This window comes from Metabacillus sp. 84 (assembly GCF_050107715.1).
In the GTDB taxonomy this organism is placed as follows: Bacteria; Bacillota; Bacilli; order Bacillales; family Bacillaceae; genus Metabacillus_B.
Genome location: NZ_JBNILN010000002.1, coordinates 135,444 through 150,223, shown reverse-complemented (window position 1 = coordinate 150,223; position 14,780 = coordinate 135,444). Strand labels below are relative to the sequence as shown.

The following is a 14,780-nucleotide window of genomic DNA, read 5'->3' as shown; positions in this document are numbered from 1 at the left end:
CTTATCCGATTTTCTCTATTTTTATTTGCGTCAGCAGCTTCCCGGCTTCTTCTTTTGTACAAAGGTCATCCGAGAATGCTGTTGCACTGCCTGCAGCGGTACCAGTCCGGAAGGCTTCTTCATAATCCTCTCCCTTTGTATAGGAGGCCAGAAAACCAGCCACAACGGAATCGCCTGCTCCAACTGAGTTTTTCAATGTACCGGCTGGTACGGAAGCCTTTAAGACGAGATTTTCATTAATGAAGACGGCTCCTTCGCCTGCCATTGAAACAATGACATTCCGAACGCCCTGAGCGATCAGTTTTTTCCCAAAGTAAGCTGCTTCGTTCACACTCGTTACGTTCGTTCGGAATAAGTCTCCCAGCTCATGATGGTTCGGCTTGATCAGCAGCGGTTCATATTGGAACGTTTCTTCAAGAGCGGGACCGGTTGTGTCGATAACGGTTTGAGCTCCTCTTGCCCTGCTTATTTCTGCAAGTGTTTTATAAAACGTCAATGGCATAGAGGACGGAATACTTCCGGCTAAAACGAGCAAGTCTCCTTCTTGCAGCTGTTCCATTTTTGTGATCAGGCTCTCTTGCTGCTCCATTTCAATGGAAGGGCCCGCTGCGTTTATTTCTGTCTCTGTATCCGTTTTCAATTTCACGTTGATCCTTGCAGGCTCATAAACTTCTGTAAATTGTGATGAAATAGCTTCTGATTCAAGAAAGTTTTTAATAAAGTCTCCTGTAAACCCTCCGGCAAATCCAAGCACTACACTTTCTGTTCCCAGCCGTTTTAACACTCTTGAAACATTAATGCCTTTCCCGCCCGGAAAAAGCTGTGTCCCTTTCGTGCGGTTCAATTGACCGAGCTTAAAATTGTCAGCATGCATAATGTAATCAATAGAAGGGTTTAATGTGCAAGTATAAATCATGATCTTTCCACAACCTTTATCTCCGTTTTTTCTCTGTATTCTGCCAGCACATCTTCTTCTACGCTGGCTGTAAGAATTACAGCTTCATGTAAATCTGCTATTTTTGAAAATGCAGCTTCGTCAAACTTGCTGCTGTCCGCCAGCATATAGGCTATTTGCGAAAAGCGAATTGCGCTTGTTTTCACAGCCGCTTCTTCAGGATCGGGAGTTGTATAGCCTGAATCCAGATGGATTCCATTGACTCCCATAAAGCACTTATCGAAACGGTACTCACTTAAAGTTGCTATGGTCCGTGCACCGATCAGCGCTCTTGTCGTCTGCTTCACATACCCGCCTGTTAAGTACGTAGGAATTTGGTACTTCGCCAGCTCTTCTATATGAGTTAGTCCATTTGTAACGGCCATGATATCTTTTCCTTCAAGAAAGCGGATCATATGGAAGATGGTCGTTCCGGCATCTAAAAAAACCCGGTCTCCGTCTTTTACAAAGCTTGCCGCAAATTCACCAATTCGCTGTTTTTCTTCCAGATGAATGATGGATTTCTGGGCGATATTCGGCTCTGTTCCCTTTTGATGAAGCTGCTCTGCTCCGCCATGGACTCTCTTAAGTTTCTTTTCTTTGTGAAGCTGGCTTAAGTCTCTCCTTATCGTTGACTCGGATGAACACGTTGCATCTACAAGTTCCTGGATATTGACTACTTCTTTTTTATCAATTAAATCAAGAATAATACTGTGTCTTTCAGGGGTAAGCATTTACGCACCTCCAGCCTGATAGTGCCTTATGACTATAGTGTAACGAAAGCCCTTACAAAAATCAACCAAAAACAATCATTTTCATTCATATTCATGCTGAATTTAATAAATCCAATCATTTTCGTTCAAATATACTCATCTATTCAGGATGTAGTGATCAATGAGAAAGAAAATTCAGCAGCTGCCATCGTCAGCCGGGTAACGAAAGGATGGATTCCGCTTCTGCAGGGAAAAAACAAATTCATCGCAAAAAAGGTGCCTTAAAATTCCGTTCAGGCACCTTCTATCCTCGTAATAATGAAACAGCAAAATGTTTACTTCTACTTTAAAATCAGTAATGCTTCTTTAGGAAATTTAAGATATCACGGTTAATTTTCACAAGATGTTCTTCAGATGGGAAATGCCCCATCTCATAAGTATTAAAAGCTGCCAGGTTAGGAATGATTTCTCTGGCAGCACTTTTTAATCTGCTTTCAGGAAAAGCTCTGTTAAACTTGGCTGTTGATTTCCGCTGCAGGCGTTCGCTTATCCTTGGGCGGGCGGTGAGCCTCCTCCTCGCTTCGCGACTGCGGGGTCTCACCTGACCCGCTGCTCTTAGCTCGGAGTCTCACGCCTTCCGCTCCAATCAACAGGTGTGAAAAATCAACACAATGCTTTAACAAAGCCTCAGGAAAAAAACATCTTTTCTCCCAGCTATGATTAAAGTAGGGGAGTTATACAGGGACAACTCTGCCGCCTGCTATTGCAGCCAAAAAAAAGAGGGGACTCACAGGGCCGGATTCCTCCGGCCAATTGAGTCAGCCTCTTCTTTTTCCGTTTTTATGGGACTGCCTCTTACGGACAATTTCCTTTAAAGGAAAGAGGACAGACAGTGCATAGCCTGCCTTCTTCCTCCAGAGTACTTCTCAGTCCTCCATTGTAGATAAGTCACCGGCGGGCAGATCAAGTTCCCAAGCCTTTAATACCCGGCGCATAATTTTACCGCTTCTTGTTTTCGGCAGTTTATCTTTAAATTCGATTTCCCTTGGAGCCGCATGGGCAGCCAGACCTTTTTTCACGAAGGTCCGGATCTCTTCGCTTAATTCTTCGGAAGGTTCGTAGCCGTCTCTGAGTGCAATGAACGCCTTAATGATTTCACCGCGCACAGGATCCGGCTTTCCGATTACTCCCGCTTCTGCAATCGCGGGATGCTCCACAAGCTTGCTTTCTACCTCAAACGGGCCCACTCTTTCACCAGAGGTCATGATGACATCATCAATTCTGCCTTGAAACCAAAAGTACCCATCTTCGTCCATGTAGGCAGAATCCCCAGAGACGTACCAGTCGCCCGGCATGAAGTAGGATTCATATTTTTCAGGATTGTTCCAGATGGCGTTCATCATGGATGGCCAGCCTTTTTTTATCGCGAGGTTTCCCATTTGGTACGCCTGCAGCTCATTGCCCTGATCATCCACGATGGCTGCCTTGACACCTGGTACCGGACGGCCCATGGAACCTGGCTTGATTTCAAGCGATGGGTAATTGCAAATCGTTTGGGCTCCAGTTTCCGTCATCCACCATGTATCATGGATGCGGTGGCTGAATACTTTCATTCCCCAGCGGATTACTTCCGGGTTCAGCGGCTCTCCAACGCTCAGGACGTGGCGGAGACTGCTGAGATTAAAATCTTTTATGATTTCATCCCCTGCCCCCATCAGCATTCTGAATGCCGTTGGTGCGCTGTACCATACAGAAACGCCCAACTCTTCAATCGTATTGTACCAGGCTTCAGGCTTAAACCTTCCGCCGACAATAACATTGGATGCTCCGTGCAGCCAAGGACCGAAGATACCGTAGACTGTACCTGTTACCCAGCCTGGGTCTGCTGTGCACCAATAAACATCATCCTCCTTCAAGTCAAGCACCCATTCAGCCGTTTGATAATGCTGAATCATGGCACGCTGTACGTGAAGAACCCCTTTTGGCTTACCGGTAGACCCGGAAGTGTAATGAAGCAGCATCCCGTCATCTTCATTCAACCATTCGATTTCAAATTCTTTGCTTGCCTTCTCCATTTCTTCATGGAAATGAATGTACTTCTCTTCCTCTGGCTGTCCGCCTACAAGAATAATGTGCTCTAGTGCAGGGAGTTCATCATGCGGCACCCGTTCAAGCAGTTCGGGTGTTGTCACAATCACTTTGGCACTGCTGTCAAACAAGCGGTCTTTAACGGCCCCTTCCATAAATGCTTCGAATAACGGTCCGACAATAGCACCGGCCTTTATTGCGCCCATAATGATAAAATATAGCTCAGGTGTTCTCGGCATAAATACGAAGACCCGGTCTCCTTTTTCAACATTGGCTGCCTGGCGCAGAACGTTTCCCGCCTTGCTGGATAGATCCTTCATTTCTTTAAACGTATATTTTTCGTTCCGGGAAGGGTCTCGATAATAAAGCGCAACTTTATTTTTCCGATGGGTTTCTGCATGACGGTCAATTGCTTCGTAGGCTGCATTCATTTTTCCTGTATGATGCCATGAGAAGTTCTTCTCTGCATCTTTCCAGTTAAAATTCAGATAAGCTTCTTCGTAGTCTTTTAGATTATGATTCCCCTTCGACGCTGGGAGCGCTTCCAATTTCATCCCTGAATCCCCCTCTTTTCATCATTCAACTTTTATTATAGTATACGAGTTGATTTTTCTCAATTTTTAAACAATATGTTTGTGAAAACGCTTTATTATTTGTAGTATAATAGAAGGAAGTTTCACGGCATGCAGGAGATCCTAAGAAAACCCGCAGGCCGATTGAAGAAAATAGCGTGTGGCTCCTGAAAAAGAGCAGCGCCACTGGTACAGACACACCGCTCAAGGCTGAGCTCGAAAGATTGATTCCTGCATAGAAAGTTTAACCGGCTGCCGGCTTTCTATTTTTCCTTATTCCCCCAGGCAATGATTGGGATTCCTCCAGAAAGTACGTATATAATGATTGAACAAATACCTACGATTGACTTAGAAAAGGCGGGTGACCGAATGGAACACAGCAAGACTTACAATGCAATGGAATTAAAAACCTCCGGCGGGACTCTTATTATTGAAGGTCCCATTGCATCCAGCAAACTATCAGGCTATGAATTTCATAAAGATTTAGTTGCTTTCAGGCCGCCTGGTCAGCAGCATAAAGCACTGATTGAAATCGCCGACCTTCCGGAAGGACGAATATTGATTGCCAGGCATAAGCATACCATTGTCGGCTATGTAACGTATTTATATCCCGATCCACTGGAAAGATGGTCTGAAGGAAACATGGAAAATCTGATTGAACTCGGGGCAATCGAGGTCATTCCTGAGTTCAGGGGATGTGCGGTTGGAAAAAATCTCTTAAGGGTTTCCATGATGGATGACAAAATGGAAGATTATATCATCATCACGACGGAATATTACTGGCACTGGGATTTGAAAGGAACAAGCTTAAACGTATGGGAATACCGTAAAGTAATGGAAAAAATGATGAATGCCGGAGGGCTGGAATGGTATGCCACCGATGAACCGGAAATCAGTTCCCATCCAGCCAATTGCCTAATGGCGAGAATCGGCAAACGAATCGATCAGGATTCCATTCAGCAATTTGACAGACTCCGCTTCAAGAATCGTTTTATGTATTAACTGACAGACAATAGGGAGAAAAAAACCGGGTATGAAATGTAAAGGGGTTGGGATACATGATTGTTGATCAAATCATGAACAAGCAGGTGGTTACCCTTTTACCGAGAGACACACTGGGTAAAGCCATTGAAGTAATGAAAGCAAAACGAATCCGTCATATTCCCGTCGTAAATGAAGAGGGCATCCTTACCGGAATTCTATCCGACAGAGATATAAAAGATGCAAGTCCTCCTGTCTATCAGCTCGCAGAAAGAATGGACGAGTTGAATCAGCCGCTTGAAAAGTTTATGAAAACAGATGTCATAACAGGCCACCCTCTCGATTTCGTTGAAGAAATATCCTCCATCTTTTACGAACGGAAAATAGGCTGTATGCCAATATTGAGAGCGGGAAGGCTGGAGGGGATTATTACAGAGTCAGACCTTCTCCATACGTTCGTACAGCTCACGGGGGCCGATCAGCCTGGATCCCAAATTGAAGTAAAGGTATCCAATAAGGCTGGAATGCTTGCGGAGATAACAGCGGTTTTCAGTGAGCGGAGGATTAATATCTCGAGTGTTCTCGTTTATCCGGATCGGGACCCTCTATTTAAAATACTTGTTTTCCGGGTGCAAACAATGAATCCGACCGGTCTTATCACCGATTTGGAAGCCTCAGGATACCACGTTCTCTGGCCGAATATGCCGGGGATGTCCTTATGAAGGATTCAGTATTTATTTATTCCAAAGATTTTTTGACTTACCAGTTCAGTCAGCACCATCCCTTTAATCAGCTTCGGGTTGAACTGACACTTGATCTGCTGAAGAAAATGGGGAAATTGGGTGAAAGCCAGATTGTTGCTCCAAGAATAGCCACTGAAGAAGAACTCGCATTGGTGCATGATGCGAAGTATATTCATGCCGTTCAAAGAGCAGGAAAAGGGGGGCTAAGGGACGAAGAAGCCTCCAATTATGGAATAGGTACAGAGGATACCCCCATCTTTAAAGGAATGCATGAGGCGAGCGCTCTTCTTGTCGGGGGGACATTGGAGACTGCAGATCAAGTCATGACTGGAAAAGCAAACCATGCTTTAAATTTGGGAGGCGGCCTGCACCACGGCTTTCGCGGAAAAGCTTCTGGCTTCTGCATTTATAATGACAGCTCGGTCGCCATTAAATACTTGCAGGAAAAGTACCATGCCAGAGTCATGTACGTAGATACCGATGCTCATCATGGAGATGGGGTGCAATGGACATTTTACGATGATCCTTCAGTTTGCACGCTGTCTTTGCATGAAACGGGCCGCTATTTATTCCCCGGCACTGGAAACGTTACCGAACGCGGTCACGGATTAGGCTACGGATACTCATTTAATATTCCGCTTGATGCCTTTACTGAGGATGAATCTTGGCTGAATGCCTATCGAAAATCATTCCGTGAAGTGGTGAAATTCTTTAAACCGGATATCATTTTTAGCCAGAATGGAGCGGATGCCCATTATTACGATCCATTGACCCATTTATCCTCTACTATGGAGATTTACAAAGAAATTCCAAAACTCGCCCATGAGCTCGCCCATGAATATTGCCAGGGACGGTGGATTGCGGTTGGCGGCGGCGGATATGATATATGGAGAGTTGTACCGAGAGCCTGGTCTTTGATTTGGCTTGAAATGCTGAATGAAACCCCTTCTGGCCAATTGCCTGAAGAATGGCTTCAGGCTTGGAAAGACAAAGCCCCTGTTCCGCTTCCTTCTACATGGGAGGATCAAAAGCCGCTCTATAAGCCCATACCGAGGAAAAAAGAAATTGAAGAGAAAAATGCCCAAACTGTAAAAAAGGCTCTGCATCCGATTATGCAAAGCGAAGAAAGTACCGGCAGACGAAATGTAAACGGCTGATGTATTTGTCAGCCCATTCACACCTTCACGAATCCAATATCTGTTTACAGATCCATGTTATCAGCCGGGTCCCGCTCAGCGCATAGTTAGGCTGCTTCACGAAGAAGGCATTACAAAAGGCACCCCGCGAGGTGCCTTTTGACTCTTTATTTCGTAGATTGACGCACTTCAATGCGGTGCGGAAGTTCAAATGCTTTTTCTTCTACGGATTCTTTATTCATCAGCTTAGTAAGTAGACGCATAGCAACGGCTCCAATATCATATGTCGGCTGAACCACAGTCGTCAGCTGTGGACGAACCATTGTAGACAGGCGCGTATTATCGAATCCGATTACTTCAATGTCACCGGGAATGCTTTGACCGCGGTCCTGTGCAGAGTGGATCACACCAAGTGCCATTTCATCTGTACCAACAAAGATAGCAGTCGGTTTACTTTCCAGCTCCTGCAGCTTTTCAAACGCTTCAATTCCGGAGTCATACGTGTAGTCTCCTTCAGTCACCAGCTCTTCATCAAATGTCAGACCTGCTTCGCTGAGAGCACGTTTGTAGCCTGCGAGTTTTAACTTGGAGTTTGCCGGCTCTTCCAGAGGCCCTGTTACATACCCAATCCGTTTATGGCCTTTTTCAGCCAGCATGGTGACCGCATCGAATGCACCCTGCTCGTAATTAATAGTAACCGAATGAGTTTCATTTTCCATATCCACTGAAGCAGCGAGAACAATTGGAACAGGAGAGCGTTTAAACTCTTCTGTGTGCTCATTTGTTATATTTCCGCTCATAAACAAAATTCCGTCTACCTGCTTGCCGAGCATGGTGTTCAGAAGATGAAGCTCCTTGTCTTTGTTCTGGTCCGAGTTGCTCAAGATGATGTTGTACTTATACATTGTTGCGATGTCTTCAATTCCGCGTGCCAGTTCTGCATAAAATATGCTTGAAATATCCGGAATAATGACGCCTACCGTTGTGGTTTTTTTACTCGCAAGACCCCGCGCTACCGCGTTAGGACGGTATCCAAGACGCTCTATGGACTCAAGCACCTTTTTCCGGGTTGTTGGTTTTACATTTGGATTTCCATTCACGACACGTGATACGGTAGCCATTGAAACGTTTGCTTCCCGCGCCACATCATATATGGTAATATTGCTCATTTTTATACACTCCTTTAACTAGCCTGCATGTCCTGTTTATTTGTAGTATGAGCAAATTGACAAAATAATACTAAAACCGCTCTAATTCTACATTCATGTACCCTATCATACGATACAATGAAAGCGTAAGCAACGAATTTACAACGTTTTAACATGGAATTTGATTTTATCCTATTATAAAGCGCTTACTCCTGCAATAATTTTGCAAAAAAAAATTGCCGGCTGAATACCGGCAATTTTATGCGTAATCTGTCTGCTTATGCTTTTGCTTTTACTAATGGCCTTAATTCCGAAATCCAGCTGTTGAACTCTTCAATATTCATTTGCTGCGCTGAGTCTGACAATGCCACTGCTGGATCAGGGTGTACCTCTGCCATCACTCCATCTGCCCCGATTGCCAGAGCTGCTTTTGCTGTCGGAAGAAGAAGATCCTTTCTTCCTGTGGAGTGGGTCACATCTACGAATACTGGAAGGTGTGTCTCCTGCTTAAGGATAGGTACTGCAGAAATATCCAGTGTATTGCGGGTAGCTTTTTCATAGGTGCGAATTCCGCGTTCACAAAGAATAATCTGATCGTTCCCCTGGGAGATAATGTATTCTGCAGCATTCATGAACTCCTGAAGCGTTGCGGCAAGGCCTCTTTTCAGGAGGACAGGCTTGCGTACCGCACCGGCTGCTTTCAGCAATTCAAAGTTCTGCATGTTGCGCGCTCCAATTTGGATGACATCCACATAATCAAGCGCTGTTTCAATATCTGCCGGATTAACGATTTCACTAATAACAGCCAAATCGTATTCATCTGCTACTTTTTTAAGGATTTTCAGCCCTTCCAGACCAAGTCCCTGGAAATCGTATGGGCTTGTTCTTGGCTTGAAAGCCCCTCCTCGAAGCAATTTAATTCCCTGCTTCTTGGCAGCTTCTGCCACTGCTGCCACCTGCTCATAGCTTTCCACTGCACATGGCCCGACAATGAATGACTGACCGCCGTCGCCAATCGGCTCTCCTTTTACGGTGACTACCGTGTCTTCCGGCTTTTTCTTTCTGGAAACAAGCATTGCCTTGCTGTGGTCATCCTCCTGAAGCTCAAGCCCCGCTTTGAATATTTCTTTAAATATATGCTGAAGAGTAGATTGCTCAAATGGTCCGTCATTGGATTCAAGAATTTGATTCAGCATTTTTCGTTCACGTACCGGATCATAGCGGTTAACCCCTTGTGCTTCTTTCGCTTTACCGATTTCCTGAACCAATCTTCCGCGTTCATTAATCAACTTTAGGATTTGCAGGTTAATCTCGTCTGCTCTTTCCCGTAGTGCTTCTAATTCTGCGTGACTCATCTCTCTCATCCTTTCACTGTTCTATCTATTACGCAAGTTATGAATCGCTATGTTCACGCCCGCGTTTCTGATTAGTGTTTATTATAAACAACTTTACTTTCCATGTCACGAAAAAATTCTTTATTATTTAAACGCTTTTAAGCACTAAAGTATTTTATGCTGAAAACTAGTCTCCTGTGTCTTTCGTTGAAACGCATTCCTAAAGCCTGTTCGTTCTCAGCCAGCACAATTTTACAGGATAACAGTTGAAAATATGGTAAAATATTCAGAGGATCTGAAGGAGTGATCAAATGAGAGGAATCGTTTATGCCATATTAGGTATTCTAACGGGATGGCTTATTTGGGGTTTGTTCACAAAAGATTTCGAAACAAACTTTCTTTTTATGTATATCTTCGGCCTGATCAGTGGATATATGATCAGGAAAAAGGAAAGCTTGCCGGATGAATAATAAACACAAAAGAAACTGACGGACAGCCAGGAAGTTTGTTTTAAATTAGTTTGATCTAGCTGATTTTTAGGTTGAACGCTTTGTACAAAGAAAACTCCCGGAATTGCGGGAGTTTTCGTATTACATTTTTCTTTCTAGCTCTGCTGAACCCGGCTGTTGATTGCAGTTAGCAGGCATTCGCTTATCCAAGGGCGGGTGGTAATAAATCAACATCATCCATTAACAAAGCCTTCTTTTTATACAACCCTTCATCGTCATGAATTTCTTATCTGTTCAGCCGTCGCTTTACTCAGAGAATCAGCTGTGATCTTCCAATGGGATGCATTCCATACAGCCTTCCCGTTTTCTATCAGGAGAGCCTGGGGTGATTCGTGCTTCACTTCAAATTTATCCGCTATATACGCAGATAGCTCGCGGGACTCTTGAACATGCAGATAAAATGTTTCAATGTCCTCCTGGGACGAAGAAAAATTTGAAAACTGCTTGAACGCCTCCTTGCTGATGGGGCATGTAAGGCTATGCTTGATAAACAGAAAGCGATGATGATTTTGCAGAAGCTCTTCAAACTCATTAATTTCAGTAATCTGTTCCTTCATAAAAATTCTCTCCTTTTCATACGGGCTGATTGCTGATTCTTCCTATAAAAAAAACGGCAGAAGCTCTTTCTGCCATTTTTACATGTTTGAATAGGTATTGCCAGGGATTCTGACTCGATCAGCGTGGAGCTGATGATTTATCGGATAGCTCACTTGCCTCTTGAATCACTTTTTCCTGTGATTCAAAAGCAGCGGAACGGGAGGATGCAGCGGCTTCTTCAGCCAGTTCATCAATAGCAGACACTTCTGCTTCTACCGGGTCCTGTTCCGTATTTTTCTGGCCGCCTCGAATATCCTTTACTTTGCTCATGAGCTGAGAAGTCTGGCTGCCGACAGATTGGGACAGCGTCGTTGTTTTTTCTTTCGCTTTATTTGTCCATTCGGAGCTTTTCTCCAGTGCATCCGTTTTAATTTTATTGGTTTTTTCTGCCACCATGTTGGCCTGGCTTCCTATGTCTGTTCTCAAATCCTTACCGGACTTAGGAGCAAGCAAAAGGGCTGCTGAAGCTCCAATGATTCCGCCAATTAAAGAACCGATAATAAAATCCTTACTGTTAATCCCATCTTTGCTCATCCTGATTCCTCCCCGTAATGGTTCACTCTGCTTACTATGCCAGTATGCTTGATTTCGCCGGCACGTCTTTAAAGCCTTCTTTTTAATGCGTGGCACTGGTTTGCTTTAATATAGCCTAGTGCATAGTGGATTTAGCAGCTTTTGTCTGCTCTTTTTTAACTTTCCATCTTTGCCAGATATCCATGGCCGTGTTGCTCCACTGAACCACTTGAGAAATCTGTTCTTTGTTGTTATCCAAACCGTTTGTAACCGAAGTGGAAACATTGCTTACTGAGCGGTTTAGCTGCTGGATGGACTGGCCTACGCCCTGCACAGCATTTACGACAGTGTTCAGTTTCTCAGATTTCTGCTGAATGTCATCTGCGAGTAAATTGGTTTTATGTAGGAGTTCTGTCGTTTCTGTTGTGATTCCCTGAACTTGCTTCTCCAGCCCTGACATAGTCCCTGCTACGTTATCCAGCGTTGCCTGTACGGATTTTAATGTTTTGGATACAAATACTACTAATACTGTAAAGGCAATTGCGATTAATGCGATGCTTAAATACAAGATGATTTCCACGATCGGGCACCTCCCATGAATTTAATTACCTTTTACCCCTCACATGACATTATAAACATTTAACAGACGTCCTATTAGCCAATTCTACACACATAGCGCAATTCCTTTTCTTCTAAAAAAATTTTCATGTTTTGCCGGATAAATGACAAAAAATTCTGTTTTTCTCTCTTTTAGGGTAAAATAAAGAAGAATACATAACTGGGGGTTAAAATGATGAAAGATCCGCGAATTAATACTCTGGCTCATAATTTAATCAATTATTCTGTAAGGCTTCAAAAAGGCGAGAAAGTGCTGATTGAAAATTTCGGTTTGCAAAGAGAGCTTGTAACTGCCCTTGTTCAAGAGGCCTACAAAGCCGGCGGTTTTCCTTTCGTTCTTCTGAAGGACCAGCAGGTGGACCGGTCACTGCTGCTTGGCGCAACGGAGGAGCACTATGAAAAAATAGCAGAATATGAGGCAAACGTTATGAAAGATATGGATGCCTATATAGGTCTTCGTTCCGGAAACAATATAAACGAACACTCAGATGTACCTGATGGCAGCATGAAAATATCGAGCCGGACAATCGGCAGGAAAGTACATAACGAGATCCGCGTGCCCAAAACAAAATGGGTCGTTCTAAGGTATCCGACAGCATCCATGGCTCAGCTCGCAAAAATGAGCTCAGAAGCTTTTGAGGACTTCTATTTTGATGTATGCAACCTGGATTACAGCAAAATGGACAAAGCAATGGATGCTCTTGAACAGCTGATGAATAAAACCGACCAAGTCCGTTTGAAGGGACCTGGTACAGATCTTGCCTTTTCCATTAAAGACATTCCGGCTGTTAAATGTGCAGGGCATCTAAATATTCCGGACGGAGAAGTTTATTCAGCGCCTGTTAAGGATTCTGTAAATGGAACGATATCCTTTAATACACCTTCCCCTTATAATGGATTTACGTTTGAGAATGTCAAGCTTACATTTAAGGATGGAAAAATAGCAGATGCTTCTGCAAATGACTCTGAAAAAATCAATCAGATTTTTGATACTGATGAAGGAGCGAGGTACATAGGCGAGTTCGCGATTGGAGTTAATCCTTACATCCTTCATCCTATGGGAGACATCCTTTTTGATGAGAAAATTGACGGGAGCTTCCACTTTACTCCTGGTCAATGCTACGATGACGCCTACAACGGCAACCACTCAACCGTACACTGGGATATGGTCATGATCCAGCGTCCAGAATACGGCGGAGGGGAAATTTATTTTGACGATGTGCTGATCCGTAAAGACGGCCGGTTTGTTATTCCGGAACTTGAAGGACTGAATCCGGAAAACCTGAAATAAGAACGAAAGGGCAAACGAAGGAATGAATTCTGCTGAGTACTGCGGCAATGTAAAATGGACCGGGGTACGAGCAGATTGCTGATGATCAGCAGCTGTTGATTGCCCGGGAAATCAGCAGCCAGGTTTAAAGAAGAAAAAAATCCGCACTCCTTAAACGGGGTGCGGATTTTTTCTTTATAGAAGGACGTTCTCGTAGGCGCGCTGATACTTTTGAATATCCCCTGCTCCCATAAAGACAAGAACTCCGTTTTCATGTTTTTTCAAAACGTCCATCTCGTCCTCTTGAATTAAGGAAGAATGATCGATTTTTTCGATTAAATCATTGATGCTCAGCTTACCCGCATTTTCCCTGGCAGAGCCAAAAATATCACATAGGTAAACGTAGTCTGCTTTTTTCAGACTTTCCGCAAATTCCTCCATAAAGGATTGTGTACGGGTAAACGTATGGGGCTGAAATACTGCTACGACTTCGCGATCGGGGAATTTCTGCCTCGCCGCCTCAATGGTTACTTTGATTTCTGTCGGATGATGGGCGTAGTCATCAATCAGGACCTGGCTGCCTGCACGTTTTTCGTTAAACCGGCGTTTCACCCCTCCGAATGTAAGCAAACGCTCCTGAATAATTTCGGTGTCCACTTCTTCATAGTGGCAAATAGCGATAACGGAAAGCGCGTTTAATACACTGTGGTCGCCAAATCCGGTAATTTTAAATGAGCTGTAAAACGTATTTCTTACAAATACATCAAAGCTTGTTCCATCTGTGCTTTTCACAACATTTCTTGCCTGAAAATCATTTTGCTCTCCGAATCCGTAGTATACGACAGGGACTTTCGCCTGAATCTGCTGCAAATGTTCGTCGTCTCCGCAGGCGATAATGCCTTTCCTAACCTGAAGAGCCATATTTTGAAAGGCATCAAAGACATCTTCAATGTTCGTAAAATAGTCAGGATGGTCAAAGTCTATGTTTGTCATTATTGCATAATCGGGATAGTACGAGAGAAAGTGCCTGCGGTATTCACATGCTTCAAAGATAAAATACTTGCTGTCAGGAAGCCCTTTACCGGTCCCGTCGCCGATCAGGAAAGAAGTTGGTTCCGCTCCCTGGATAACATGGGAAAGGAGGCCGGTTGTGGATGTTTTGCCATGCACGCCCGTAATTCCCACACTTGTATACCGGTTCATAAATTCACCAAGAAAACGATGGTAGCGGATGACAGGAAGGTCTTTGCTCATAGCCTCTGCAATTTCCGTGTGTGTATCAGGAAATGCATTTCCTGCAATGATCGTCAGCCCTGGCTGTATATTTTCTTTATCAAAAGGAAGGAGCTGAATCCCCCTGTCCTCAAGGGCTTTTTGGGTAAAAATCGTTTTGTCGATATCGGAACCCTGAACCTTGTACCCCATATCATGGAGAATCTGTGCCAAAGCACTCATTCCTGTTCCTTTAATTCCAACAAAATGATATACAGTCATAAATTGAACCTCCAGCAACGTCTATCTGTTAAATATCTTCGCTTTTCACAGTATATGACGTTTATCTAAATTTTGCGACCCTTGAGCTCCACCGCCGATTTTCGGGTGAAGAAGGAGCATTTTGGTTTTT

Annotated in this window: 14 protein-coding genes; 5 read left to right on the top strand and 9 right to left on the bottom strand. The window is 44.0% G+C overall.

The window, feature by feature from the left end; translation table 11 throughout:
* Position 1: 1 nt before the first annotated feature.
* The 3 genes from pfkB to acsA all read right to left on the bottom strand — a co-directional run bounded on the left by pfkB (position 2) and on the right by acsA (position 4,289).
* Positions 2-916 (bottom strand): 1-phosphofructokinase, encoded by a 915-nt coding sequence (gene pfkB, locus ACQCV8_RS05320; RefSeq protein ID WP_426843524.1) that lies wholly within the window; start codon positions 914-916, stop codon positions 2-4.
* Positions 913-1,668, bottom strand: coding sequence for a DeoR/GlpR family DNA-binding transcription regulator (locus ACQCV8_RS05315; RefSeq protein WP_426843523.1), 756 nt, complete (start codon positions 1,666-1,668; stop codon positions 913-915). Before ACQCV8_RS05315 ends, pfkB begins: the two co-directional genes overlap by 4 nt.
* Positions 1,669-2,573: 905 nt before the next feature.
* Positions 2,574-4,289, bottom strand: a complete 1,716-nt coding sequence (gene acsA, locus ACQCV8_RS05310) for an acetate--CoA ligase (RefSeq protein ID WP_426843522.1) — start codon at positions 4,287-4,289, stop codon at positions 2,574-2,576.
* A gap of 387 nt (positions 4,290-4,676) precedes the next feature.
* Here acsA and ACQCV8_RS05305 point away from each other — a divergent pair, with 387 nt between their 5' ends.
* The 3 genes from ACQCV8_RS05305 to ACQCV8_RS05295 are packed head-to-tail and all read left to right on the top strand — an operon-like array spanning position 4,677 to position 7,188.
* Positions 4,677-5,309, top strand: a complete 633-nt coding sequence (locus ACQCV8_RS05305) for a GNAT family N-acetyltransferase (RefSeq protein WP_426843798.1) — start codon at positions 4,677-4,679, stop codon at positions 5,307-5,309.
* A 56-nt stretch (positions 5,310-5,365) separates the two neighbouring features.
* Positions 5,366-6,010 carry an acetoin utilization AcuB family protein gene (locus ACQCV8_RS05300; protein ID WP_426843521.1) on the top strand — a complete coding sequence of 215 codons (645 nt, stop codon included), beginning with the start codon at positions 5,366-5,368 and terminating at the stop codon, positions 6,008-6,010.
* Entirely contained in the window at positions 6,007-7,188 is a 1,182-nt protein-coding gene (locus ACQCV8_RS05295) for an acetoin utilization protein AcuC (RefSeq protein WP_426843520.1), read from the top strand. Before ACQCV8_RS05300 ends, ACQCV8_RS05295 begins: the two co-directional genes overlap by 4 nt.
* A gap of 146 nt (positions 7,189-7,334) precedes the next feature.
* Here the strand turns inward: ACQCV8_RS05295 and ccpA are convergent, their stop codons facing one another.
* Both ccpA and ACQCV8_RS05285 read right to left on the bottom strand, forming a co-directional pair.
* Entirely contained in the window at positions 7,335-8,336 is a 1,002-nt protein-coding gene (gene ccpA / locus ACQCV8_RS05290) for a catabolite control protein A (protein WP_426843519.1), read from the bottom strand.
* 257 nt (positions 8,337-8,593) lie between these two features.
* Positions 8,594-9,670: a bifunctional 3-deoxy-7-phosphoheptulonate synthase/chorismate mutase gene (locus ACQCV8_RS05285; RefSeq protein WP_426843518.1), complete on the bottom strand. Its 1,077-nt coding sequence runs from the start codon at positions 9,668-9,670 to the stop codon at positions 8,594-8,596.
* 290 nt (positions 9,671-9,960) lie between these two features.
* On the opposite strand from ACQCV8_RS05285, the gene ACQCV8_RS05280 reads away from it, so the two are divergent.
* A complete protein-coding gene (locus tag ACQCV8_RS05280; RefSeq protein WP_426843517.1) occupies positions 9,961-10,119 on the top strand; it encodes a tRNA U-34 5-methylaminomethyl-2-thiouridine biosynthesis protein in 159 nt (52 codons plus the stop codon).
* A gap of 254 nt (positions 10,120-10,373) precedes the next feature.
* Here ACQCV8_RS05280 and ytxJ read toward each other — a convergent pair whose 3' ends face one another.
* The 3 genes from ytxJ to ACQCV8_RS05265 all read right to left on the bottom strand — a co-directional run bounded on the left by ytxJ (position 10,374) and on the right by ACQCV8_RS05265 (position 11,848).
* Positions 10,374-10,715 (bottom strand): bacillithiol system redox-active protein YtxJ, encoded by a 342-nt coding sequence (ytxJ, locus tag ACQCV8_RS05275; protein WP_426843516.1) that lies wholly within the window; start codon positions 10,713-10,715, stop codon positions 10,374-10,376.
* 118 nt (positions 10,716-10,833) lie between these two features.
* Positions 10,834-11,289, bottom strand: a complete 456-nt coding sequence (locus tag ACQCV8_RS05270; RefSeq protein WP_426843515.1) for a YtxH domain-containing protein — start codon at positions 11,287-11,289, stop codon at positions 10,834-10,836.
* Between the two features lie 115 nt (positions 11,290-11,404).
* A complete protein-coding gene (locus ACQCV8_RS05265) occupies positions 11,405-11,848 on the bottom strand; it encodes a DUF948 domain-containing protein (protein WP_426843514.1) in 444 nt (147 codons plus the stop codon).
* 213 nt (positions 11,849-12,061) lie between these two features.
* Here ACQCV8_RS05265 and ACQCV8_RS05260 point away from each other — a divergent pair, with 213 nt between their 5' ends.
* Positions 12,062-13,177, top strand: a complete 1,116-nt coding sequence (locus ACQCV8_RS05260; RefSeq protein ID WP_426843797.1) for an aminopeptidase — start codon at positions 12,062-12,064, stop codon at positions 13,175-13,177.
* A gap of 174 nt (positions 13,178-13,351) precedes the next feature.
* Here ACQCV8_RS05260 and murC read toward each other — a convergent pair whose 3' ends face one another.
* Positions 13,352-14,650: a UDP-N-acetylmuramate--L-alanine ligase gene (gene murC, locus ACQCV8_RS05255; protein WP_426843513.1), complete on the bottom strand. Its 1,299-nt coding sequence runs from the start codon at positions 14,648-14,650 to the stop codon at positions 13,352-13,354.
* Positions 14,651-14,780 lie beyond the last annotated feature (130 nt).